Below are 21,080 nucleotides of genomic sequence, written 5' to 3' on the forward strand. Positions count from 1 at the left end.
CTGCCTCGGGCCCCTTCCGTCGCTCCTAAGAACCGGTCTGGGCGGTGCCGATGCCCGTTCGGGGTGGGGACGCTTCGGCGGGCGGGGCCTCTTCGATGGGCAACTCCCGCACCGCGGCGTCCACCTCTTCGACCAACCCCTCCATCCGGAGGTAGAGGGCCCCCTGGCCTTGGCGCAGCGCATCCAAAATCTGCTCGTCGGTGCGCACCAGCAGCGACTGGTTGCCGTTGATCACCAGATCGGCGCTGGCCACTTCCTCGCCCAGCTCGTCGCGCAGGTAGTCGAACACCTCGCGCACCCGCTGAAGGGCGATGCCCTCGTCCAACAGCCGCTTGATCAGCTTCAACTCCAGCAAGTCGTTGTAGGAATACCGGCGGCGGCTGCCGCTTCCGTCCGCCTCCCGAGCGGTGGAAACCACCAGACCAGTCCGAGTCCAATAGTCCAGTTGGCGGTAGGTGATGCCGATGATCTCGATGGTCTGAGGGGAACTGAAGTCGCCCGCTATCTGTGCCTGATCGTTCATCTCGCTCTCCGGTTCCGGGGCGCGCTTCCAGAGGGGCTTATTACACCGGGGAAACTACGCCAATGGATTTCCACAGGGTAAAGCTCTCCCTGTGGATTGTCAAGCACGCCGGAGGGGCGTCAGCCGTTGAAATCCTCCGGCGTCACTTGGTCGAGGAACTCCCGGAATTGGTCCAAAACCTCTTCAGCAGGAGTCTCGTCGCCTTCGCTGTCCTCGGGTTCCACCGTGTGTCCGGCGGCGTCCAGCACCGAATCGGCGGCGAAAATGGGGGCGCCGGTCCGCACGGCCAGCGCCACGGCATCGGACGGGCGGCTGGAGATGCGCCGGGCCCCGTTGCCGCCGGCCAGCTCCAGCTCGGCAAAGAAGGTCCGATCCCGCAGCTCGGTCACCACGATGCGCTCAAGGCGCACGCCCAGATGATCGAGCACGTCCTTGAACAGGTCGTGGGTCATGGGGCGGGGGGTCTCCACCTCTTCCATGGCCAAGGCGATGGCCTGGGCTTCTGCCCCTCCGATGAAGATGGGCAGCAGCCGACCCTCGCCGTCGGTCTCCCGCAGCAGCACGATCGGGGCGTTGGACGGCAGTTCGATCCGCACCCCCACCAGCTCCATCTCCTTCATCGCCCCCACGTTAGTAGAGGAATGAGACGTAGGTGTCGGGATCGTCGGCCAAAAGATCGGGGTCGCCAATCACCAGCTTGTCGAGGTTGCGGTAGCGCCCCGCCCAGTCCAATCCGTAGCCCAAGAAGAACTCATCCGGCGCCTCGAACCCCACGAAGTCGGGCTCAACCGGAAGGATGCGCCGGGCGCTGCGGTTGAGCAGTGCGGCCACCGCCACCGAGGCGGCCGATCGGCGGCCCAGCTCCCCTTTCAGGTAGCCCAGGCTGAGCCCGGTGTCCACGATGTCTTCCACCAGCACCACCTCGCGCCCGGTCACGTCGCAGTCCAGATCCTTGACCAGTCGCACCCGCCCCGAATCGGGGGCGAACCGCGACATGGCCATGAAATCCACTTCCACGTCGATGTCCACCGCCCGCACCAAGTCGGCGAGAAACGGCAGGCTCCCCTTCAATATCGACACGAGCACCACCCCATCGGAGTACTGCTCGGAGATCTCGGCCGCGACCCGCTCAACGGCCTGTTCGATGGATCCCCGGCTCGCGAACAGCTCGGGCCCGGCCTGGACCACTGCCCCGCTACCGGCTCTTCGTGTGGTTGGCCAAGGCCCCCCGAAGCAGCGACAGCCGCAGGTCCGAGCCCAAGTTGATCAATTCGGCCAGCACATCCAGCGACTGCTTGCGCGACTGCGCGGTGCGCTGCATCACCAAGGGCATGATCCGCTGCTCGAGCAGCCCGGCCTCCCGCTCGGCGGCCGACTTGTAGGCCCGCAGGTGGCGGGGCTCCAGCCCATGGGCCAAGAATCCGGCCGCCACCTTGGCCACGATCACCGCCTCGGCCCCGTAGTGGGCCAGGGCGCCGTCGTCCAGCGGCTCGATGAGGCCGAACTTCTGGAGCTCCATGATGTTGGCCTGGCTGAGCCCGCTGGCCGCGGCCAGCTCGTCCACCGTCAGCGACACCGAGACCTCTCCGGTGTCCAACGGGTTGAGCTTCTTGGTGCCTGAGGCATTGGACGCTGTTCCGTCGCCGTCCCCGTCAGGCCCCCCGCGGCCGGCGGTGCCGTCGAAGTCCTGCTGGTCGATGCGCTCTTTGATCACCTTGAGCGGCAAAAAGTGGTCCCGTTGCTGTTCCAGGATCCACCGCAGGCGGTTGACGTCGGCCTCGGTGAATTTCCGGTAGCCGGATTGGTTCCGCTCGGGATCGATCAAGCCCTGGCTCTCCAAGAAGCGGATCTTGGAGATGCTGATGTCGGCGAAGTCGCCCTTCAGCAGGTCCAAGACCTGTCCGATCGACCGGTGCTGGCCTCTCACCAACCGACCCGATCGTGGAATATCAGCTTGAAGCGCCCGATTTGGAGCTCGTCGCCGTCTTTCAGCCCGGCCTCCTCCACGCGGCGGCTGTTGAGGTAGGTGCCGTTCAAAGAGCCCATGTCCTTGACCCGGGGCACCAGGCCCTCGCGGTAGATCTCCGCGTGGTTCCGCGACACCGTGATGTCGTCGAGGAAGATGTCGGAGTCGGGGTGGCGGCCCAAGGTGACCCGGGTCTCCGACAGCTCGAAGCGGCTGCCCGCGGCTGCCCCCTGGGTCACCACCAGCACCGCCGGCTGGTGGATCAGATCGGCTTCCGGCGCCATCTCGGTAGTCGGTTCATCGGCGATGTGGACCGCATCGTCGTCAACGGGGTCGGAAAGGCGATGCCCGCACGCCGAGCAGAAGTTCGACCCCGGCCCGTTGCGGTGGCCGCACATCGGGCATACGATCTCGGAGCCGCCTCCAGAAGATGCAGAAGAGGAGGAGGTCAATTCACGCTCTCCGTCAGATCGGTGTAGGCCGCCGCGTCCAAAAGGCCGTCCATCTCCGAGAGGTCGGAGGCCTCGATCACGCAGATCCATCCCTCGCCGTAGGGATCCTCGTTCAACCGCTCGGGGTGGTCGATCAGATCGGCGTTCACCTCGACCACCGTGCCCGAAACCGGCGCATAGATCTCCGACACCGACTTGGTCGACTCGATCTCGCTGAACGGGTCGCCGGAGGTCACCTCGGTGCCCACCGGGGGCAAGTCGATGTAGACCACGTCGCCCAGAGCGTCTTGGGCGTAGTCGGTGATGCCCAGGAAGACCCGGTTGCCCTCGACTCGGGCCCATTCGTGGTCTTCGGAATAGCGCAATTCAACCGGTACATTCATTGGCGACACCGTACCGGGAATCGCGAAAACTCTCAACCTCAGCTTGAGGCTCCGGCTCGGTCGGACCGGCCGTCGGCCAGGGCCTGGCGAGCTCGGGGGACGTACTCCACCGCCGCGTAATAGCTGAGCGCCAGCGACGGGATGCCCAGCCCCCATCCCACGCCGCGCAGGGCTTCTCCCCCGCCAACGCTCGAGTCTCCCAGCAGCAGAATCGGCAGGGCGAACATGAGTCCGAAGGTGGCCGTCTTGCCGGTCCAGGTCACGTCGATTCGACGAGCCCCCATCGCCGCCAGCACCACGGTGGCCAGCGATACCACCGCCTCTCTGACCAGCATGGTCACCCCGAATGCCGCATGGAGAGAGCCGTCCACCATCATCGCCACCACTGCGGCCAGAAACATCAGCCGGTCGGCGGTGGGGTCCAGGATCTTGCCCAGCTCCGAGCCCTGGTCGAAGCGCCGGGCGATGTAGCCGTCCACCCAGTCGGTGGCCCCCAGCACGCCGAGCAGGATGGCGGCCCCCGCCCGATTGCCCATCCCCAACAGCAACACGCAGAACACCGGCACACACCCCAACCGCAACACCGAAACCAAGTTGGGAACGGTCAGTACCTGCCGCCCGGACATAGCCAGGTCATACTATGGGCAGATGGCCAGCGTCTTCACGATGATCATCAACCGCGACCTGCCGGGGCACTTTGTGTGGGAGGACGATGACTGCGTCGCCATCTTGTCCATCAACCCCATCCAAACCGGCCATGCCCTCATCGTCCCCCGGGCCGAGATCGACCACTGGCTCGACGTCCCCCCGGAGCTGGCCGCCCATCTCATGGTGGTGGCCCAAACGGTGGGCACCGCCCAGATGGCTGCTTTCGAACCGCCCCGGGTGGGGCTCATCATCGCCGGCCACGAAGTGCCCCACACCCATCTGCACGTGATCCCGATGTTCGACATCGGCGACCTGAGCTTCGCCAACGCCCGGGCCTCGGTGCCCCCCGAGGAGCTGGCCCAGGCCGCCGAGCGCCTGCGCTCCCACCTCCCCTCTGGCGGCTAGTCAGCTCTCGATCACGTTGAGGAGCCGGTAGACCCGCAGATCGCCGTCGCCCGCATCCAACTTCAGCCGCTCAAAGCCGGTTCGCCTAACGTCCAAGTCGAAGCTCAGGATGTCCAGGGGCCTCCAGTCGGGCGCCGCGGCCGGATCGAACACGATCCACTCCACCTTGGGGGTGGCCGCCACCGCCGCGCTGTCGGGATCGTCGACGGTTTCCAGCACGTACAGCCGGGTGCGGTCCGACAACAGGGGAAGGACCTGCTCGGAAGCCCGCACCGACGCATCGGCGGGAATCAAGTTGGCCGCCTCGTGTCGGGCGATGTCCATCGTGTCGCGCCGACCCCAGTCCCACGGTCGCTCGTACAGCGAGCTGGGCGCGTCGCGCAAAAAGAAGAGGCTGGCGGTGAGCACCAGGGCGGTGAGCAGGCGGCGGTCCACGTTCACCCGCTCCACCAGCACCCGGCCGGAACGGGCCAGCGCGAACACCGTGGCCGCGAACATGAAGGGGATCATCGGCACCGTCTGGGAAGCCTCCGCCAGTTGGCCGGGGGGCACGTCGGCCACCAGGTACACCGCGAACAACGGCACCACCGGCAGCAGATAGCGGGGCGCCACCAGCGGCAGCAGCATCACCGGGGCCAACAAGAACACGATCATCTGGAAGTTGGCCTGCGACACCGCGTCGGCCACCACCTGATGGGGGGCGGAGATGAAGCCCCACAGCACCGATCCCGGGTGCCCGCTGCCGAAGTCGGAGAACGCCTCGATGTGGGGGAATTTGCCGCCGTTGAACCGGGGCTGGATGGCGGTCATCGACACCAGCCCGTAGGCCAGCCCGCCCAGGGCGATGGCCGCACCGGGGCGGCGACGGCCCTCCATCAGCACCAGCAGGCCCAATCCCGAGAGCGCGAAGGCCAGATCGGCCCGGCAGAACACCGCCAGCAGGGCGAACACCGTGAACCGGTTCCACCGCCCCTCCAGGGCCGTGAGCACCGCGGCGAACAGGGCGGGCACAGCCAGAGCCTCGGGGTGGAAGTCCGACAGGTTCACCGTGTGGACGGCCGGGTAGGCGCAATAGGCGAAAACCACCGCCGACGCCGCCCCCGACTTGAGGCCGCCCACGTCGCGGGCGATCCGCCACAGCGGCACCACGGCCAAAGCCAGCACCGCGGCCTGCAAGGCCAAAAGCGTGGGCTGATCGGGGAACAGGGCGGTCAAGCCGGCCACCGGGTACAAGATGAAGGCGGCCTGCTCCCACAAGAGGTTGTGGCCCGCCACGCTGGACAGCGGCTCGTATCCCTCCCCGATCAGCCACACCCCCTGAAGATGCGACGACAGGTCGGCCCCGGCATCAAGCGAGCGGGCCCGGGCCAACGACAACCCCGACAGCAGGCCACCCAAGAACAGGGCGATAACCCAGGGGACGGCCCGGTCCACCTGCCGGGTGTCGAGGCGGGCCTGCCAGCGCAGCGAGAAGATCTCCAACCGCCGCCGGAACTGGGCCAGTGCGACCCTGCTCTGTTCGAGGTCCACTACCCCACCAGCACGGTGTCGGTGTCGCGCCCCGAGCGCAGCAGGGTGCCGGGCCGCGAGTCGGTGGCTCGGCCGCCGCTCACGATGGGCTGGCCGTTCACCAGCACGTGGTGCACTCCCACCGCGTCGGCGAACAGGCGGGCCGAACCGCCCGGCAGATCCTCCACCATGCGCATGGCGCCGGAGTCGATCGCAGCGGGGTCGAACACCACCAGATCGGCGTGCCACCCCTGCTTGATGCGGCCCCGCTCCCGCAGCCCGAACAGCCGGGCCGGCGCGTCGGTGAGCATGTGAACGGCCGCTTCCAGCGAGGCCAGCCGCCGGCCCCGCAGGCAGTCGCCCAAAAAGGCGGTGGTGTAGGGGGCGCCGCACATGCGGTCGAGGTGGGCGCCGGCATCGGAGCCGCCCAAAAGGGTGTGCTCGCTCTGCCAAGCCTCGGCCCGTAGCCGCCAGCTCTCGTCGTCGTCATCGGTGGGGGCCGGCCACAGCACCGTGCGCAGCTCGTCGGCCAGCACCACGTCCACCAAGGTGTCGAAGTGGCTGGTCCCCCGCTCGGCGGCGATGTCGGCCACGGTGCGTCCCGAGAGCCCGTCGTTGGCCGAGCTGAAGGTGTCGCCGATCCGATAGCCGCCCCAACCGGTGAGCCGGCTGAACACCCCGGCGTCGGGCGAGGCCGCCCGCTCGGCCAGGTGCGCCCGGGTCTGGGGGTCGGCCAGGCGGGCCATGCGCTCGGGAACCGGCAGGCCCAGCACCTCCCCCCAGTCGGGGAGCATGTTGAGGGCGCAGTAGTTGAGGAAGCTCATGTTCATGCCCACCAGCACCGGCATGGTCAGCGCCACCACCCGGGCGCCGTGCTCAGCCGCCCGCACCGAGGCGCCGAGCTGGGCCCGGTATCGGTCGGGATCGGCCGAGTCGATGGTCAAAACGTTCCAGTTGAGCGGGCGGCGGGCCGCCCGGCTCATGGCCACCATGAGGTCGAGCTCCTCGTCGGTGAAGCCCTGCATACACCCGTCGGTCACGTACTCCAGGGTGGTGCCCTCGTGCTCGGCCACCACCGAGCACAGTGCTACTACCTCGTCGTTGCTGGCGAAGCGGGAGGCCACTGGGGCGCCGTCGCCGTCGTTGTGGGTGTACGACAGCGACGTGGAAAAGCCCAGGCCCCCCGCCGCGATGCCCTCGGCCAACACCGCCTTCATCGCCTCGAGCTGGCCGGGGTCGGCCTCGTTGCCAGTGGCGTCGGACCCCATGACCGCCCGGCGGATGGCGCAGTGGCCCACTAAGAACCCCGCGTTCACCCCCAGGTTGCCGTCGAGGCGGGCCAGGTAGTCGGCAAAGGTGCGCCACGACCAGTCCAGGCCCGACTCCAGCGCGGAGAGCGGCATGCCCTCCACCTTGGCCATCATCCGCTGGAGATAGGGGGCGTCGCCGGGGCTGAGGGGCGCCAGGGTGAAGCCGCAGTTGCCGCCAATCACGGTGGTCACCCCGTGCAGGTTGGAGGGCGAGGCGGCCGGATCCCAAAAAAGCTGGGCGTCGTAGTGGGTGTGAGGGTCCACAAAGCCGGGACAAACCACCCGGCCAGAGGCATCGATCTCGCTGCGACTGGCGTCGGCGACATCCCCGATAGCGGCAATCCGCCCATCCTTGACCCCGACATCGCCGGAATAGCCCGGACTCCCCGAGCCGTCGACGATCGTGCCCCCACGGATCACCAGGTCCAACACGGCCCCAATCCTACTTATACGCATAGGGCGCCCCCACCCCGCGCCACTATGCTCACTGGCTTACGGGCTGTGGCGCAGCTTGGTTAGCGCGTCGGTCTGGGGGACCGAAGGTCCCGGGTTCAAATCCCGGCAGCCCGACCAGAACTGAGCTGAGGTGACGGCAGTCGCTGGCTAGGAACACTGTCTTGGTTGTTTCTGCACTTATGTCAAATCACATTTGTGTGATCTTGATCGATCCACGATAGGATGGCCATAGTTAGATCTGTCTCGGTCGCTGACGAGTTCAAAGTGCTGCGGCCGAACAGACGATTTGATGTGGGGGTTGCCTTGGGTCACTTAGTCACGGCTCCGGGCAAACCGCTCAAGGTAGGCCTGCTCTAAAGGAATGCAAGATGCGAGCAACAATCCAGGAAGGCGAACTGGAAATCGAACTCGTCGGAAGTCCGACCGAGATCGCCACAGTTCTTCGAGAAGTGCTGAATGGCGGAGGCACACGCGAACTCCCTGCATCCTCCACTGACTCAACGGATGCGAACGCAGTAGATGCCGAAGAACCCACATCCACTGGTGAGCGAGACTCCGACGGAGATTCCACCACCGACGAAGAACGTATCGGGGCCCTTAGGTTCTTTCGGGAACGGTCCCCAACAAACAACCGTGAGGCAACCGCTGTAGCCGCCTTCTACTTGGCAGAGAGAGCACCATCCAAGGACAGATCGTCGACAATCACGAAGGAACTCCTGGGAGACGTGTTCCGCCAAGCCCAGTGGAAGCTACCTAAGCGGTTGGACAATATGCTCGTCGACACTGCATCAGCTGGTTACTTGAATCGGGTCGACACTGGGGTCTATGAATTGTCAAACACGGGGCATAACCTCGTTGTGCACACCCTAGGAGCGAGCGAAAACCAGAGTTAGGCACAGTGATGCTTGACCTCGACCAGGCGCCGGAGGACTTCCTGGCGTTTGAGAAAGACCTCAAGAAGAGAGCAATCACTTGGGTTACCTCTCGTGATGACGGACAACGAATGCGAGCGCTCTCAGCCGGGTGGCTTCAAGAGTGCCGCCCGATCATTGTGGAGGCTCTTGGCGAGACCGAAGAGGTCTCTCAGGTGGATGAAGATGTGCAGTGGCTTCGGTCCCGCTGCGGCGTTCGGACCAGATCGAATGAACTCCGAGAGAAGTTGCGTGGAATTTCCCGCACCATCAGCAGACAGTTGTTGCCTGCATACGAGACAATACGTTGGTCACAGGCCTCCAGTGTTCAGATCCGCACAGATGACGGGCCAATCCAAAGGAGGCTTTCAACTCTTGATGAGGCCATTGCCAAGAGCTACGAACAGGCACTTCTCGACCTAAGCGATCCGCAACGACTCACCTACGTAGGACCAGCGACTGAGTTGCGCGAGGTCCTAAGGGCCACTCTTCATCGGCTGTCTCCCCCCGACGAAGAAATATCTGCCCAGCCCTGGTTCAAAGGACACCAGGGAAAGCCAACGCAAGCTGAGCGGGTCCGGGCAATCCTCGACAATAAGGAACGATCGGAGCAACCGACCAAGACACTGGACATCATCGATCAGAAAATTGGTTTGATCGCGCGCCTAACTTACCAACAGGCGTCAGCAGCGACGCATTTGGGCAGAGATGCGGGCCAGGACGAGGTCAACAGGTTGCGGACTTGGGTTGACGCGGTCCTTGGAGAAATCTTGCCCAACACATTGTAGTGGACTTGGTCGGCTGAAAAATTACAAGTACCGACGGGCTTCACAGGTCAAACATCAGCCATGGCTCCACGATGATAAGGCACTCCCACGGCCACCGTGGCGAGGCTCCCTCCACCGCTCACGTTCCGGTCGACAAATCTGCGGCGAAAGGAGGCATTCAATAGAGCACCAAGAATGACTAATAGGAAGACTGTCTTCCCAACAGTTCAGAGATTCTTTGTCTCAATTTCGCTCGCCGTTGTTCATAGAAATCGCCAAAATCAGTAATCGAAATGGGCACCTCTCCAAGCAGGTGGAGCTTTCGATACTCCATTTCTCTGTCACGGTCTAGTTCTGCTGACAACCACTCAGCAGGCATCTTCGTGCCTTTTTCATTGTTGATTACTCCTTGAAGCAACTGCAAATTAGCTAGTCTGTCCTTGCGGTCCCTATACGCTTCGATTTCTCCTTCAGGCACATCTGACTTACGCAGTTGACGTTCGTTGAATCGTGTTGATGGGAAAATGTGGTCCACATGAAATTGGTTGCGCAGGTCGACGAAAGGGAACAGCAAAGACAGTAACGCAAAGGTTAATCGATCGCCGTACCTCATATCCGCCAAATCTTCTATTTCCTCTTCATCAAACACCAATTGCCTTCCTTTCCGTGCCATCGCTTCTTGTATTTTGTCGACTGGAAATTCTACATTTCCATTTTCATTTATGGAGCGTCTAAGGTCTGTAAGAAGAGTGTCTAGACCACTACCCCAAACGCCTGTCTTGAGAAGACTCTTGACAAGCCAACGACGAATTGATTCGCGGTCATTTCGGAAGTGACGGCTTGTCAGATAGGTTTCTCCCAATTTTCTATAGTGCAAATAGTAGGCAATCGGCAAGATAGCGTTGTGCGCCGTTAGGTTCTGCCCACTAAAGCCATACGATGCTATGAGCTGAACTGTCAATACAAGTGCTCGCTTAATGTCTTCCCATTCTCCTTCGAATGTAGCCATATTCTCTCGACTAAAGTTGTCTACCCTAAATCCGACACTACCTATGTCACTAAGCATCAGACCTGCCTTTAATACAAGATCTTGAGAAAAGCTAAATCCTGAACCTAAGCGGTTCATTTGGTCAACCAGGTTGTGTATTTCCTCTCTGGCATCATGGTCGACCCACTGCGCTACCGCAATTGAGAGCAGCAGGTCGGAATGAGATAAGGGTGTACCGCCGTCATTCATACGAATGAAAATCTGGAGTGCCTTATCCAATTCCTGATCGTCCTCCTCATAATATGCTACTAATCTTTCTTTACGTGTGACCTCATAGAGTCTAAACAGGGGATCCATAGCGGCATCCACCATATGTTGCGGCAATCGGCGATTTAGCCAACGCACCATAGCGGGGAGTTCATCTGACATGCTAAGAATGCTCCCGATCGGAAACCAACAGACATTGTCTGGAGCACTCGTTGCCTGATTTTCAGTTATAAAGCTAAACCGATATTTGGTTCCATCTTCATTGTCATCGTCTGGCTGCCAGAGTAGATCCAGATGGAGCTTAGTTGTTGGAAATGCATCCGGATTGCTCCATCTCTTGTGCGGCAGCTTTCGAGCTATACTCCCGTTGAGGCCGATATTGAATGCTGTCAAGCGCTGTTGTCCATCTAGTACAGCAGTTAGCTCTTGATGTCGGATTGAACCCAATGGAGGGCAATGGGGATTGTCTCTTTCGTGATAATTTCGTACAAAGCCATAAAACTTGAATTTGTCGCTGTTTTCAGGTGCTACTTTCCAATAGAGAAAGGTGCCGAATGGATAGCCTTGCATGATACTGTCGAACAGGCGACAAATCTGATCAGGGTGCCATACAAACTCCCGTTGTATAGCTGGCAACACAAGCTTGTGGCGCTGAATGTCTTCTAGAGTCTTTTCAATTGTCTGCCCAGTGTGGTACATAAATTCATCCAATCTTGCAACTGTATCCGACCTACCGTCCTGCCATGGTTCAGCTACCCGTCCTTGCTTCTTGCGGCCCGATAGAGACTTGGCCTGCTTGAGAACTGGATCTTCTGTGAAGGCAACAAGAGCGTGGTAACGGTAGGCACCGCTGCAGCACCGTACTCGCCGAGTCGTGCAATATTCACAATTCAGAGCTTCCTACGACATTGCTTGTTGCAGTCCGGGCGCAACACGCCAAGACCAGTTGGCAGTGCCTACCTGAAGGGGTCTCAAAGTGCGCATGCCGTGCTAGTGCTTTCAGTGAGTAACTCACCCACAGCTCCGCAGTGAACAAGCATCGTCGGTAGGTCCCGAGTTCAGCTCCCGGCAACCTGACCACCGTATACGGCAGTAGAGACGAGATCAGTCCGGTCGGTATACGTCGCGGCGGTGGCCGACTCGGATGATCTCTATCTTTCTGTCGACATCGTCGATTCGGTAGAGGATTCGATACGTGCCTCTTCGGGCGCTCCATAGGCCTGCTAGCTCCCCGCTCCGTAACTTCACACCAATGCGCCGGGGGTTCTCAACGAGGGGGCCAGCCATAAACTCGATGACGGCTGCAGCGACCGACTCAGGGAGCGATTCGGCGATGGCTCGTGCTGCTGCCCGCGTGACGACTAGCCCGTAGGGGGCATCACTCATGAAGGGCGCAGTGCTTTGACGGCTTCGACGCCGACTACGACATCGCCGTTCATGAGATCACGTTCGCCTTCGGCGATCTCCTTCATGGCCTGGGGATCCCCAAGAATGGCCAAAGTCTCCTCAAGCGATTCGAGATCCTCTGGACTCATTAGCACCGCAGCTGGAGAGCCGTTGCAGGTGATGACCACGCGCTCGTGGTGAGTGCTCACCCGTTCGACGAACTCCGGCAACTGGCCCATGACCACCTCTAGCGACTCGCTAGCCATGACCATCATTGTGCCACGCCAGGAACCATTTGGCACCTGTCAGCGAGTGGTGGGGCTAGACGAGGGTAGTGGTGGATCCGGCGCCGATGGCGACTAGGCCAGCGCTGTTGACGCCGCCGATGGCGACTAGGCCGATGGAGTTGACGCCTCCGATGGCCACGAGGCCGACGGAGTTGACCCCGCCGATGGTGACCAGGCCCATGGAGTTCACCACCCCGAAGGTGACGATCCCCATCGCGTTGAGGAAGGCCACCGCCGCAGCCCCAATGGCGTTGATGCCCGCGACCGCCGCGATCCCGATCGAATTAAACTTCGAGATCGCCGTTATCCCAACGCTGATCCCACTTTTTCCATTGCCTTCGTTCATGGTTCCTCTCTTCTGGATGGACAATCGCCGTCCGCTATCTCGACTTCTCCGCCACCCTACAGACACACCGTTGCAAGGGTTTCCTTTGCGAGCTGTCCACGATTGATTATGCAACTGAGTAATTTAGTAGGAAAGCATCATAAAAGCAGGTACGCTGCCGTTATGGCCGAATTTCGTCGAGCGCAAGTCGACACCCTCATCCAGCGGTTATCTGAGCCGCCAGAGCGGCTGATCGCGGTCTTCGGCCCCCGTCAGTCCGGCAAAACCAGAGCAGTGCTCCAAGCGATTTCGTCCGTTCAAAGGGAGCATCGGTACGAGACATCTGATAGTTCCGAATTTCAAGGCGACCCGAGGGGGGCAACGTCTGACATGTACTACGAGAGCGCCTTGCCCAATCAGGCCAATACCCACTGGCTGGAGATGGTCTGGCGCCAGAGTCGACACCGGGCATGGAACTCCCCCCGGGGTTTCGTTCTCGTGTTAGACGAGATTCAGAAGATTGACCGCTGGTCGGAGGTGGTCAAGGGCCTTTGGGACGCCGACCGGATGAACGGTTGCCCAATGCACGTGGTGATCCTCGGGTCGGCCCCGCTGCTGATGCAGGACGGGTTGACCGAGAGCCTGGCTGGGCGCTTCGAGCTGGTCCACTTCAAGCACTGGTCGTACCGGGAAATGTCACAGGCATTCGGACTCAGCTTGGACGAGTACATCTATTTCGGCGGCTACCCCGGCGCTGCTGCCATGATCGCCGATTCAGACCGCTGGATGGATTACATGCGCGGTGGGATGATCAGCCCCAATATTGAGCGAGACGTGTTCTCGATGGTCAGAGTGGATAAGCCAGAGCTGTTCAAACGGCTTTTCGATCTCGGGGCGCGGCTATCGGGACAAGTGGTGTCATACACAAAGTTGGTTGGATATCTGCAAGATGTGGGCAACACAACCACCCTGACGAGGTACCTGGGGCTCCTCGCCCAAGTCGGCTTGCTCGCTGGACTGCCCAAACATTCCAATCGCCTGACCTCAGCGAAAGTACCGACCCCAAAGCTGAACGTGCTCAACACTGCCCTCATGTCTGCGGTCTGCGGCTTGAGTTTTGATGAAGCCCGGGGTGATCGCACCCACTGGGGGCGCCTGGTGGAGAGCAGCGTGGGAGCCCACCTCTTCAATGCCTCCTCGTCCAGGACCGAAGTCAAGTACTGGCGAGACCGGAATTTCGAGGTTGACTTCGTACTTGAGCGTGGATCGAATCTCGTGGGCATCGAAGTGAAGAGCGGCCAGGCACCCGCTGCAACCAGAGGATTATCGGAGTTCCAGCGCCGGTTCCAGCCCAAGAACACCATCGTTGTCGGAGATGCGGGCGTGCCCCTCCACGAGTTTCTGTCCGTGTCCCCTGACTACTGGTTCGACGAGACATGAGTACCTACGTGGCGCGTACTTGTACCGAAGTCGGTACCAGCGACAGATTCAGCGCTCATGCCGATGGCTCAAGACCGCTCAGCGACTTCAGACAGCACCACGCCTATGTGCTGTTGGGCAATCCTGGCTCTGGCAAGACCACCGAGTTCGACAGGGAGCGCGTGGCGCTGGGCGATGCTGCTATCCATGAGAAAGCCCGGGACTTCATCAAGCTCGACTTGGACTCTCATCCAGAGTGGCGGAACAAAACGCTCTTTATCGACGGTCTCGACGAGGTCAGGGCGGGAGCAACTGACCAGCGTGCTCCGCTAGATGAGATCCGTCTCCGCCTCGAGCAGCTTGGCGTGCCGAAATTTCGCCTGTCTTGCCGCGAGGCTGACTGGCTGGGTGCCAACGACCGGCAGAGCTTGGAACGAATCTGCCCCGATTCGAACGTGACCGTCCTGCGCCTCAACCCGCTCGATGATGAGGCCGCCGCCAAGCTGTTGAGCTCTCAGGACATGCGCCGCGATGCGCGGCAGTTCATAGACGAGGCACGAGGCCGGGGCCTGAGTGGCCTGCTCGGCAACCCCCAAACACTGTTGTTGCTAGCGGATGCCGTAGACCACGGTGAATCCTGGCCAACAAGTCGGGCGGAAACATTCGAGGCGGCCTGTCGGAAGATGGCCGCTGAGCAGAACCAAGAGCACCTTGCCGCAGCCGACGCTCTGCCACCACTTACTTCAATGGACGCGGCGGGGTACTTGTGCGCCATGCATCTGCTCGCCGATGTCGAGGGGTACTTGCCCACCAGGCGACCAGACGCTGGCGCGCTCGTCTGCATAGATGACCTTGAACAGCTACCCGGCGCCCCCAATCGCCACTGCATGAAACAAGCGCTCGCGACGAGCCTGTTCACCGGAAGCCAAGAGACTGGCTTCACCCCTGTTCACCGCCACATTGCCGAATTCTTGGGAGGCCGCTACCTAGCGAAGCTGATTGCCGACGGACTGCCGGCCAGCAGGGTGATCGCATTGATGGCTAGTCCCAGCGATGGGCGTGTCACCACTGAATTGCGGGGCCTTTCAGCTTGGCTGTCCGTCTATTCCTCCGAAGCGCGCCTACAGCTCATCGACGTCGACCCGGTAGGCGTCGGCCTATACGGCGACATTGGGGACTTCTCGCCGAGCGAGAAGGAACACCTGCTGAAGTCGCTGGCGAGATTTGCCGCACAGGGACCCTTGCTCGGGTTCCAGCAGCATGATGCCCGACAGGATGGTTTTCGCAACAGTACCGCTGAGGCCTTCCGACCTCTCGCCTCCGCTGACATGGCACTAGCAATCAAGCGACTGCTCACCGAGTTAGGCACCGAGTCTCAAGACCACCGGTTCTTGGAGTTGATCTGCGAAGTCCTCTCCGGAGCCGACCAGTCTTCCTTGGAGGCGCTCGTCTTGTTGCTGCCTGAACTAGAAGCATCGGTGCGCGACCCAGCGAGACCCCCATTTGCCAGAAGATTGGCGTTGGACGCCTACCTCCGCATCGCCCCCCTTGGTGACAGCAAGACGCACACCCTCACGCAGCTCTTGAACGAAATCCACAACCGCGACCTCCCCGACCCCGACGACGACCTCTGCGGCACTCTGCTGGAGTATCTCTATCCAATCTGGTTGTCCCCCTCGCAAGTGTGGCGGTATGTCCAACCCCGCCACCGGCACAACTACACCGGCCGCTTTGTTCTATTTTGGCGATTCGGACTCCTAGAGCAGTCATCTGATGAACACATTGCCGGATTGCTCGATTCTCTCTCCCAAAACCAATCTGCCCAGTTGGCTGCGCTGGAGCAATCCAGACTCGAGGACCTCCCCTACCCACTGTTGCACCGGGGCTTGGAGGCGTGGGGTGACACTCTCGACCACTCTCGACTGTACGACTGGCTGAACACCCCAGGACGCTCTCGCTCCTCACGGACATTTGGCCGCGAGGCAGCCCAGCGGATCAAGGAATGGCTGGAAGCTCGTCCCCATGTCCAGAAATCGGTGTTTTTGAATTGGATCAGACGATATGAGACCAGCGAAGAGCTCGAAATCTACGGGTACTGGAACTGCAATGCCCTGCATTGGAGCCAGCCTCCTGCTGACTTTGGGTTGTGGTGCTTGGACAAGGCTGTGGAAGTTGCCAACGCTGAGACGTTCGTGGCGCAAGAACTTCTGAGGCAGGCATCTCGCTCGCTGGATGAGCCTTCCATCAGCAAGGGGCTCACGCCTGAGATCATGACCAACCGGACAATTGGGCACAACGCCTTAGCTGGCCAACTTGACTTACTCCGCAATCCTCCTCCACCACCTGCAGAGGTCAGTGAGTGGGAGCGTGAGATGGCTGACCAGCTGGCTAAGTACGAACAGGAAAAGCGGCAGCGGCAAAAGAAATGGGCGGCGGCATTGCAGCCATACATAACCGAGCTGCAGGAAAATCGAGCACCTCCTCCGATTTTGGACAGCTTGGCTAAGGTCTACTTCGCTCTGTTCATAGATGTAGACGAGCAAGCTCTCCCCGAGAGTCGTATCAGCGACTTCATCGGCGGTGACACTCATCTGGTGGATGCGGCTATTTCCGCCCTGCGAAGGGCCGTCCTGCGAGATGACCTTCCCCAGCCCGAAGAAACGATCGCGCTGCAACACGAGTCTTGCCATTCCTGGCTGGCTTTCCCAGTGCTGGCCAGTCTGGAACTGCTCCACAAAGAGGAGACAGCACTTCTGGACCTCGTCGACGACAAGCAGAGGCGCAACGCTCTCGCTATCCGCTATTGCGTGGCTGACAGTGCGATGCAAAGTGCTACCTCCCCTTGCCACGACCGATGGCTAGAGGAGGATCCTGATCTGGTTCTTGAAGTGCTCTTTCAGTGCGCGGTCGCTGCCCTCAAGTCTGGTGACGACTATCCGGCGGGCCTCAGCGACCTTGACCGAATTTCTGGACTAGATGACCAGGTCCACAACATCAGAATCAGGTTGCTTAAGGCACTCCCGGTTCGTGCCCCCAGCAAGCAGTTGGCCTTGCTCGACCGACTGTTAGGCCAGACATTGCGATATCCCAACACCGCCGAGCTGTCTGCTCTTGTCGAGAAGAAGCTCAACGCCAAGAGCACCACCGACGGCCAGCGGGTCCGGTGGTTGGCGACGGGTGCTCTGCTCTCTCCTTCGCGGCACCGACAGTCGCTTCGAGATTTCATCAGCGACAATGATGAGCGCTCTAGGCACCTTGCCCAGTTCTTAAGCGGTGCCTCCGAAAACGACCGTTTTGGCCCTTCGGTGATGGGGAATTGCTCGGAACCAGCGTTTCTGAAGAACGTCATCGAAATGCTCGGCCGTCTTTATGCCCCGCTGCGGGTTAATGGCATTGTGACTCTGGAAATAGACGCATCCGACCGTATCGCCAGCCTGATTTCGCTCCTTGGTGCCATGCCTAGCAACGAAGCTCACGCGGCATTGACCGACTTGATCGAGAACCCTTCGCTCACGTCCTGGCAGGACCAGCTCACTTGGTCTCGAGATCGGCAGAGGGTCGCCCTTCGCGATGCCACCTACCACCACCCCAGCATCGAGCAAGTTCAGCGCACGCTCGACAACGGCCCGCCAGCTAACGCGGCGGACTTGGCGGCACTGGTGGAAGAGCGGCTGCGCGAGATCTGCCAGCGCCTAAGGGGCGACAGCGACAATCCATGGAGACACTTCTGGAACGAAGACTCAAGCGACGGCTCCTGGACTCCAAAGCATGAGGAGTCTTGTAGAGATGCAGTCCTCTTTCTGTTGAAAGGGACTCTTCCTCACGGTATTGACGCCGTACCGGAAGGGCACTACGCCGCCGGAACCAGGGCGGATATACGCGTGAGCTACGGCGGGCACAACATCCCCATTGAACTCAAGAAGGACGACCATCGAGACCTCTGGACCGCGCTCCGCGCCCAGCTTGTCGGCCAGTACACCACCGATAGGGCAGCGGACGAACACGGCATTTACGTCCCACTCTGGTTTGGCCTTGAAGACCGCAAACCCCCTGCCCCGCCACATGGCCACCGGCCTAAGACTGCCGCAGAGCTACAGCAGCAACTCGAACGAGATCTCACCGCCGAAGAGGCCCGCAAGGTCTCCGTGCTCGTCCTCGATGTCACCAAACCCCTCGTCGGCCGACAGGAGGCCTAAACGGTATTTTGCATTGGCATCTAGGCGCTTGTGCCTATGTGCAGCCACGGCCAGAACGAGATGTGGCTGCCGACTTAGGGACGAAGATAATACTGCAGCAACATTACGGCAGTCCCCAGAATGGTAAGCAGCACCATCGAGCCTGACAAGGCAGGGTCCGAATCGACAAAGGTACCCATATGTCTGAGGGAAGATATGAATGCCGTTAGGACAGAATGTGCAACCGCCGGTGCCTGATCTGTTTGGAGGGGCAGAGTCGAGAGAAGTAAGAGGAGCGAGATCGAAGGCGATGTAACAGCTTCTGGGCAAGGTCCACTCGGATTGGCAATCTTGGGAGGTCGCACATCGGAAAATTCGAAAGCGTTCGATACATTTTTGGTCGACGATTCGCGAGAGGCGCCCCGTAGCGAAGCCCGATTGAACTTTTGTACTGCCCGCCCTGCCGCGGCGAGTTCTGAGAGGTCGGGGAATTGCACAGCCGCGGCGAGTTCTGAGAGGTCGGGGAATTGCACAGCCGCGGCGAGTTCTGAGAGGTCGGGGAATTGCACAGCCGCGGCGAGTTCTGAGAGGTCGGGGAATTGCACAGCCGCGGCGAGTTCTGAGAGGTCGGGGAATTGCACAGCCGCGGCGAGTTCTGAGAGGTCGGGGAATTGCACAGCCGCGGCGAGTTCTGAGAGGTCGGGGAATTGCACAGCCGCGGCGAGTTCTGAGAGGTCGGGGAATTGCACAGCCGCGGCGAGTTCTGAGAGGTCGGGGAATTGCACAGCCGCGGCGAGTTCTGAGAGATCGGGAGCGAGCACTGGCTGTTCTGGGGGCATCATTCCGAAATTAGCATCAGGTTGAGGCTACTCGTGACCTATTCCGCTGCGAATGAAGAGATCGGAAGTAACTCAGGAGTGCGTCCGCTTCCGCAAGCTCGACGACCTCCCCCTAGAACTCGTCGCCGAAGTAGTCGCCCGAACCCCCATCGACGAGTTCGTCACCATCTACCAAGCCTCCCGCTCCGCCCGCCGCTAGCAGCCGCTGCCTCTTCAGAACAGCGAGGCGATGCCTTGGATGGCGCGCCAGGTTAGGTAGATTCCGGCGGCGGTTATGGCTAGCCAGAAGTGCCAGGGGACTTTTTGGCGGGGTGGGGGGGCTGTGTCGGGTGGGGTTTCTACGGGGGTGCCGCAGGTGGGGCAGTCGCCGGCTTCGGTTACTGAGGCGGGGTTCCAGAAGCGGTCGCAGGGCTCGCACCAGGGCACGGCCATAGCTTGCCACCACGAGACGCCGAGACCCCGCAGCCGGAGGCGCCGAAGTCGTCTCTGGCTGCCAGCGACTCCCCGGCGCTGGGGGAAGATGCGGGTTTGGCCGGGGGCGGTGGTAGCCTGGTCTCACTTGGCTGAAAGTCTCTGCCGAGCGGGTTGCCTCCGAGTTTCTTTCTCTGATTCCGGGCAAGCTGCCCGATGCTGAATTGCGCCACGCTGACGATTTCAGGCGCCAACCATCCCCTAGTCGCCCGCCCCACGCGGGCAAGGAGCCCCAATGCCCCCCACTTTCGCCCAGTTGGGCGTGCCCGAATCCATCTGCCGCGCGCTCGAGCGCAACGGCATCCACAAGCCGTTCGAGATCCAAGCCGCCGTCATCGCCGACGCCATGGAAGGCCGCGACATCTGCGGTCGCGCGCCCACCGGGTCGGGCAAGACGCTCGCCTTCGGCATCCCGTTGATCGCCGACGTCGGCCAAGCCCGGCCCCGGCGGCCCCGAGCGCTGATCCTGTCCCCCACCCGCGAGCTCGCCGATCAGATCGCATCGGAGCTGCGCTCGATCTCCGGTCCGATCACCGTTGCCGCCGTCTACGGGGGTGTCGGCTACACCAACCAGCGAAAGCAGTTGCAAAAGGGAGTGGACATCCTGGTGGCCTGCCCCGGTCGGCTTGAAGACTTGATCGACCAGAGAGCGGTGAGCCTTCACGAAACCGACCATGTCGTAATCGACGAGGCCGACCGCATGGCCGACATGGGCTTCTTGCCCGCCGTCAGGCGCATCCTCGACCAAACCAACTCCGAGCGCCAGACCGTCATGTTCTCGGCCACTCTTGACAACGACGTGGCCAAGCTCACCCGCGACTACCAGAACCGCCCGGTCACCCATGAGGTGGGTGACGCAACGCCCGACGTCAGGTCAGCCGATCACCGGTTCTGGACGGTGGAGAAGACCGAGCGGGTCGATGTCTGCGCCAATGTGATCTCCACGGCAGGACCGACGATCGTGTTCTGCCGGACTCGCCATGGCTCAGACCGGCTGGCCCGACAACTGTCCCAGCGGGGGGTCAACGCCGCCGCCATACACGGGGGCCATGCCCAGAACCGCCGCACCCGGACGCTCCGGGAGTTCACCGACGGCCGGGTTGAGGCCCTCGTCGCCACTGATGTCGCCGCTCGGGGGATCCACGTGGACTGCGTGGCCAGCGTCATCCACTTCGACCCGCCAGAAGACCACAAGGCGTATCTGCACCGCTCGGGGCGCACCGCCCGCGCCGGCCAGACCGGCCTGGTGGTGTCGCTGGTTCAAAACGGCCAACACGCCGATGCCAAGAAGGTCCAACAACGGCTCGGCCTCCATCAGCCCATCACCAGTCCCGACTCCATCGATGGGCACACCGCGCCGTCCCGCCCCCGCAGGCCGCTTCATCCCCGCCCAGAGGGCCGCGACAAGCAGAAGCCAAACAGCAAACCCCAAGGCCGCGGCAACCAAACCGGACGGCAGGGCAAGAACCGCAACGGGCAACGGTCAAACCGCAGGCCGCAGGGTCGCCCGCAACACCAGAAGGGGCGGAAGCCCCGAAGCCGCGCCTCCTCCCGGTAGCGATCCGCCTGCCCGCTGGTCCGGGCGGCCGGAAA

General features: G+C 61.6%; 22 protein-coding genes and 1 tRNA gene. 8 read left to right on the forward strand and 15 right to left on the reverse strand.

Annotated elements, in window-relative coordinates; all coding sequences use genetic code 11:
* Nucleotides 1–25: 25 nt before the first annotated feature.
* The 7 genes from ACOGJC_RS16220 to ACOGJC_RS16250 all read right to left on the reverse strand — a co-directional run bounded on the left by ACOGJC_RS16220 (nucleotide 26) and on the right by ACOGJC_RS16250 (nucleotide 3,950).
* Nucleotides 26–523 (reverse strand): MerR family transcriptional regulator, encoded by a 498-nt coding sequence (locus ACOGJC_RS16220; RefSeq protein ID WP_419846036.1) that lies wholly within the window; start codon nucleotides 521–523, stop codon nucleotides 26–28.
* Between the two features lie 119 nt (nucleotides 524–642).
* Nucleotides 643–1,143, reverse strand: a complete 501-nt coding sequence (locus ACOGJC_RS16225) for a bifunctional nuclease family protein (protein WP_419846037.1) — start codon at nucleotides 1,141–1,143, stop codon at nucleotides 643–645.
* 10 nt (nucleotides 1,144–1,153) lie between these two features.
* Nucleotides 1,154–1,711, reverse strand: coding sequence for a hypoxanthine phosphoribosyltransferase (gene hpt, locus ACOGJC_RS16230; protein ID WP_419846038.1), 558 nt, complete (start codon nucleotides 1,709–1,711; stop codon nucleotides 1,154–1,156).
* 7 nt (nucleotides 1,712–1,718) lie between these two features.
* Complete coding sequence (locus ACOGJC_RS16235) at nucleotides 1,719–2,450, reverse strand: MerR family transcriptional regulator (protein ID WP_419846039.1); 732 nt, start codon at nucleotides 2,448–2,450, stop codon at nucleotides 1,719–1,721.
* Nucleotides 2,447–2,887: an FHA domain-containing protein gene (locus ACOGJC_RS16240; RefSeq protein WP_419846040.1), complete on the reverse strand. Its 441-nt coding sequence runs from the start codon at nucleotides 2,885–2,887 to the stop codon at nucleotides 2,447–2,449. The genes ACOGJC_RS16235 and ACOGJC_RS16240 overlap by 4 nt, the downstream gene beginning before the upstream one ends.
* Before the next feature lie 50 nt (nucleotides 2,888–2,937).
* Nucleotides 2,938–3,324 carry a glycine cleavage system protein GcvH gene (gene gcvH / locus ACOGJC_RS16245; RefSeq protein WP_419846041.1) on the reverse strand — a complete coding sequence of 129 codons (387 nt, stop codon included), beginning with the start codon at nucleotides 3,322–3,324 and terminating at the stop codon, nucleotides 2,938–2,940.
* A gap of 38 nt (nucleotides 3,325–3,362) precedes the next feature.
* A complete protein-coding gene (locus ACOGJC_RS16250) occupies nucleotides 3,363–3,950 on the reverse strand; it encodes a CDP-alcohol phosphatidyltransferase family protein (RefSeq protein ID WP_419846042.1) in 588 nt (195 codons plus the stop codon).
* 22 nt (nucleotides 3,951–3,972) lie between these two features.
* Here ACOGJC_RS16250 and ACOGJC_RS16255 point away from each other — a divergent pair, with 22 nt between their 5' ends.
* Nucleotides 3,973–4,377 carry an HIT family protein gene (locus ACOGJC_RS16255; protein ID WP_419846043.1) on the forward strand — a complete coding sequence of 135 codons (405 nt, stop codon included), beginning with the start codon at nucleotides 3,973–3,975 and terminating at the stop codon, nucleotides 4,375–4,377.
* On the opposite strand, the gene ACOGJC_RS16260 is transcribed toward ACOGJC_RS16255, so the two are convergent.
* Both ACOGJC_RS16260 and ACOGJC_RS16265 read right to left on the reverse strand, forming a co-directional pair.
* The gene (locus ACOGJC_RS16260; RefSeq protein ID WP_419846044.1) at nucleotides 4,378–5,907 is read right to left on the reverse strand and encodes a DUF2079 domain-containing protein; all 1,530 of its coding nucleotides are present in this window, start codon (nucleotides 5,905–5,907) and stop codon (nucleotides 4,378–4,380) included. It abuts the gene before it with no gap.
* Entirely contained in the window at nucleotides 5,907–7,628 is a 1,722-nt protein-coding gene (locus ACOGJC_RS16265; RefSeq protein ID WP_419846045.1) for an N-acyl-D-amino-acid deacylase family protein, read from the reverse strand. Before ACOGJC_RS16265 ends, ACOGJC_RS16260 begins: the two co-directional genes overlap by 1 nt.
* A 63-nt stretch (nucleotides 7,629–7,691) precedes the next feature.
* On the opposite strand from ACOGJC_RS16265, the gene ACOGJC_RS16270 reads away from it, so the two are divergent.
* The 3 genes from ACOGJC_RS16270 (at nucleotide 7,692) to ACOGJC_RS16280 (ending at nucleotide 9,351) form a co-directional block, all read left to right on the forward strand.
* Nucleotides 7,692–7,769, forward strand: a tRNA-Pro gene (locus tag ACOGJC_RS16270).
* A gap of 251 nt (nucleotides 7,770–8,020) precedes the next feature.
* The gene (locus tag ACOGJC_RS16275) at nucleotides 8,021–8,545 is read left to right on the forward strand and encodes a hypothetical protein (protein WP_419846046.1); all 525 of its coding nucleotides are present in this window, start codon (nucleotides 8,021–8,023) and stop codon (nucleotides 8,543–8,545) included.
* Between the two features lie 8 nt (nucleotides 8,546–8,553).
* Nucleotides 8,554–9,351 (forward strand): hypothetical protein, encoded by a 798-nt coding sequence (locus ACOGJC_RS16280; RefSeq protein ID WP_419846047.1) that lies wholly within the window; start codon nucleotides 8,554–8,556, stop codon nucleotides 9,349–9,351.
* 178 nt (nucleotides 9,352–9,529) lie between these two features.
* Here the strand turns inward: ACOGJC_RS16280 and ACOGJC_RS16285 are convergent, their stop codons facing one another.
* From ACOGJC_RS16285 to ACOGJC_RS16300, 4 genes are all read right to left on the reverse strand, one after another.
* Nucleotides 9,530–11,284, reverse strand: coding sequence for a DUF262 domain-containing protein (locus tag ACOGJC_RS16285; protein ID WP_419848256.1), 1,755 nt, complete (start codon nucleotides 11,282–11,284; stop codon nucleotides 9,530–9,532).
* Nucleotides 11,285–11,689: 405 nt separating this feature from the next.
* Nucleotides 11,690–11,971 (reverse strand): type II toxin-antitoxin system RelE family toxin, encoded by a 282-nt coding sequence (locus ACOGJC_RS16290; protein WP_419846048.1) that lies wholly within the window; start codon nucleotides 11,969–11,971, stop codon nucleotides 11,690–11,692.
* Complete coding sequence (locus tag ACOGJC_RS16295; protein ID WP_419846049.1) at nucleotides 11,968–12,237, reverse strand: type II toxin-antitoxin system Phd/YefM family antitoxin; 270 nt, start codon at nucleotides 12,235–12,237, stop codon at nucleotides 11,968–11,970. The genes ACOGJC_RS16290 and ACOGJC_RS16295 overlap by 4 nt, the downstream gene beginning before the upstream one ends.
* Before the next feature lie 55 nt (nucleotides 12,238–12,292).
* The gene (locus tag ACOGJC_RS16300) at nucleotides 12,293–12,604 is read right to left on the reverse strand and encodes a hypothetical protein (RefSeq protein WP_419846050.1); all 312 of its coding nucleotides are present in this window, start codon (nucleotides 12,602–12,604) and stop codon (nucleotides 12,293–12,295) included.
* Nucleotides 12,605–12,712: 108 nt separating this feature from the next.
* On the opposite strand from ACOGJC_RS16300, the gene ACOGJC_RS16305 reads away from it, so the two are divergent.
* Nucleotides 12,713–14,023, forward strand: coding sequence for an ATP-binding protein (locus ACOGJC_RS16305; protein ID WP_419848257.1), 1,311 nt, complete (start codon nucleotides 12,713–12,715; stop codon nucleotides 14,021–14,023).
* Nucleotides 14,020–18,198: an NACHT domain-containing protein gene (locus ACOGJC_RS16310; RefSeq protein WP_419846051.1), complete on the forward strand. Its 4,179-nt coding sequence runs from the start codon at nucleotides 14,020–14,022 to the stop codon at nucleotides 18,196–18,198. The genes ACOGJC_RS16305 and ACOGJC_RS16310 overlap by 4 nt, the downstream gene beginning before the upstream one ends.
* Before the next feature lie 74 nt (nucleotides 18,199–18,272).
* Here the strand turns inward: ACOGJC_RS16310 and ACOGJC_RS16315 are convergent, their stop codons facing one another.
* Nucleotides 18,273–19,016, reverse strand: coding sequence for a hypothetical protein (locus ACOGJC_RS16315; RefSeq protein WP_419846052.1), 744 nt, complete (start codon nucleotides 19,014–19,016; stop codon nucleotides 18,273–18,275).
* A 52-nt stretch (nucleotides 19,017–19,068) separates the two neighbouring features.
* Here ACOGJC_RS16315 and ACOGJC_RS16320 point away from each other — a divergent pair, with 52 nt between their 5' ends.
* The gene (locus tag ACOGJC_RS16320) at nucleotides 19,069–19,215 is read left to right on the forward strand and encodes a hypothetical protein (RefSeq protein WP_419846053.1); all 147 of its coding nucleotides are present in this window, start codon (nucleotides 19,069–19,071) and stop codon (nucleotides 19,213–19,215) included.
* A gap of 14 nt (nucleotides 19,216–19,229) precedes the next feature.
* On the opposite strand, the gene ACOGJC_RS16325 is transcribed toward ACOGJC_RS16320, so the two are convergent.
* Nucleotides 19,230–19,448, reverse strand: a complete 219-nt coding sequence (locus ACOGJC_RS16325) for a hypothetical protein (RefSeq protein ID WP_419846054.1) — start codon at nucleotides 19,446–19,448, stop codon at nucleotides 19,230–19,232.
* A 274-nt stretch (nucleotides 19,449–19,722) separates the two neighbouring features.
* Between ACOGJC_RS16325 and ACOGJC_RS16330 the strand changes: the two genes are divergently transcribed.
* Nucleotides 19,723–21,045: a DEAD/DEAH box helicase gene (locus tag ACOGJC_RS16330; RefSeq protein ID WP_419846055.1), complete on the forward strand. Its 1,323-nt coding sequence runs from the start codon at nucleotides 19,723–19,725 to the stop codon at nucleotides 21,043–21,045.
* Nucleotides 21,046–21,080 lie beyond the last annotated feature (35 nt).

It is taken from the genome of Candidatus Poriferisocius sp. (assembly GCF_965204015.1).
Lineage (GTDB): Bacteria > Actinomycetota > Acidimicrobiia > Acidimicrobiales > Bin134 > Poriferisocius.

Excerpts from the sequence above, each read along its gene's own strand:
- ACOGJC_RS16220 (WP_419846036.1), bottom strand. The coding sequence starts at position 523 with ATGAACGATCAGGCACAGATAGCGGGCGACTTCAGTTCCCCTCAGACC.
- ACOGJC_RS16225 (WP_419846037.1), bottom strand. The coding sequence starts at position 1,143 with ATGAAGGAGATGGAGCTGGTGGGGGTGCGGATCGAACTGCCGTCCAAC.
- ACOGJC_RS16240 (WP_419846040.1), bottom strand. The coding sequence starts at position 2,887 with ATGTGCGGCCACCGCAACGGGCCGGGGTCGAACTTCTGCTCGGCGTGC.
- gcvH (WP_419846041.1), bottom strand. The coding sequence starts at position 3,324 with ATGAATGTACCGGTTGAATTGCGCTATTCCGAAGACCACGAATGGGCC.
- ACOGJC_RS16250 (WP_419846042.1), bottom strand. The coding sequence starts at position 3,950 with ATGTCCGGGCGGCAGGTACTGACCGTTCCCAACTTGGTTTCGGTGTTG.
- ACOGJC_RS16255 (WP_419846043.1), top strand. The coding sequence starts at position 3,973 with ATGGCCAGCGTCTTCACGATGATCATCAACCGCGACCTGCCGGGGCAC.
- ACOGJC_RS16275 (WP_419846046.1), top strand. The coding sequence starts at position 8,021 with ATGCGAGCAACAATCCAGGAAGGCGAACTGGAAATCGAACTCGTCGGA.
- ACOGJC_RS16280 (WP_419846047.1), top strand. The coding sequence starts at position 8,554 with ATGCTTGACCTCGACCAGGCGCCGGAGGACTTCCTGGCGTTTGAGAAA.
- ACOGJC_RS16285 (WP_419848256.1), bottom strand. The coding sequence starts at position 11,284 with ATGTACCACACTGGGCAGACAATTGAAAAGACTCTAGAAGACATTCAG.
- ACOGJC_RS16290 (WP_419846048.1), bottom strand. The coding sequence starts at position 11,971 with ATGAGTGATGCCCCCTACGGGCTAGTCGTCACGCGGGCAGCAGCACGA.
- ACOGJC_RS16295 (WP_419846049.1), bottom strand. The coding sequence starts at position 12,237 with ATGGCTAGCGAGTCGCTAGAGGTGGTCATGGGCCAGTTGCCGGAGTTC.
- ACOGJC_RS16300 (WP_419846050.1), bottom strand. The coding sequence starts at position 12,604 with ATGAACGAAGGCAATGGAAAAAGTGGGATCAGCGTTGGGATAACGGCG.
- ACOGJC_RS16305 (WP_419848257.1), top strand. The coding sequence starts at position 12,713 with ATGCAACTGAGTAATTTAGTAGGAAAGCATCATAAAAGCAGGTACGCT.
- ACOGJC_RS16310 (WP_419846051.1), top strand. The coding sequence starts at position 14,020 with ATGAGTACCTACGTGGCGCGTACTTGTACCGAAGTCGGTACCAGCGAC.
- ACOGJC_RS16315 (WP_419846052.1), bottom strand. The coding sequence starts at position 19,016 with ATGCCCCCAGAACAGCCAGTGCTCGCTCCCGATCTCTCAGAACTCGCC.
- ACOGJC_RS16320 (WP_419846053.1), top strand. The coding sequence starts at position 19,069 with ATGAAGAGATCGGAAGTAACTCAGGAGTGCGTCCGCTTCCGCAAGCTC.
- ACOGJC_RS16325 (WP_419846054.1), bottom strand. The coding sequence starts at position 19,448 with ATGGCCGTGCCCTGGTGCGAGCCCTGCGACCGCTTCTGGAACCCCGCC.
- ACOGJC_RS16330 (WP_419846055.1), top strand. The coding sequence starts at position 19,723 with ATGCCCCCCACTTTCGCCCAGTTGGGCGTGCCCGAATCCATCTGCCGC.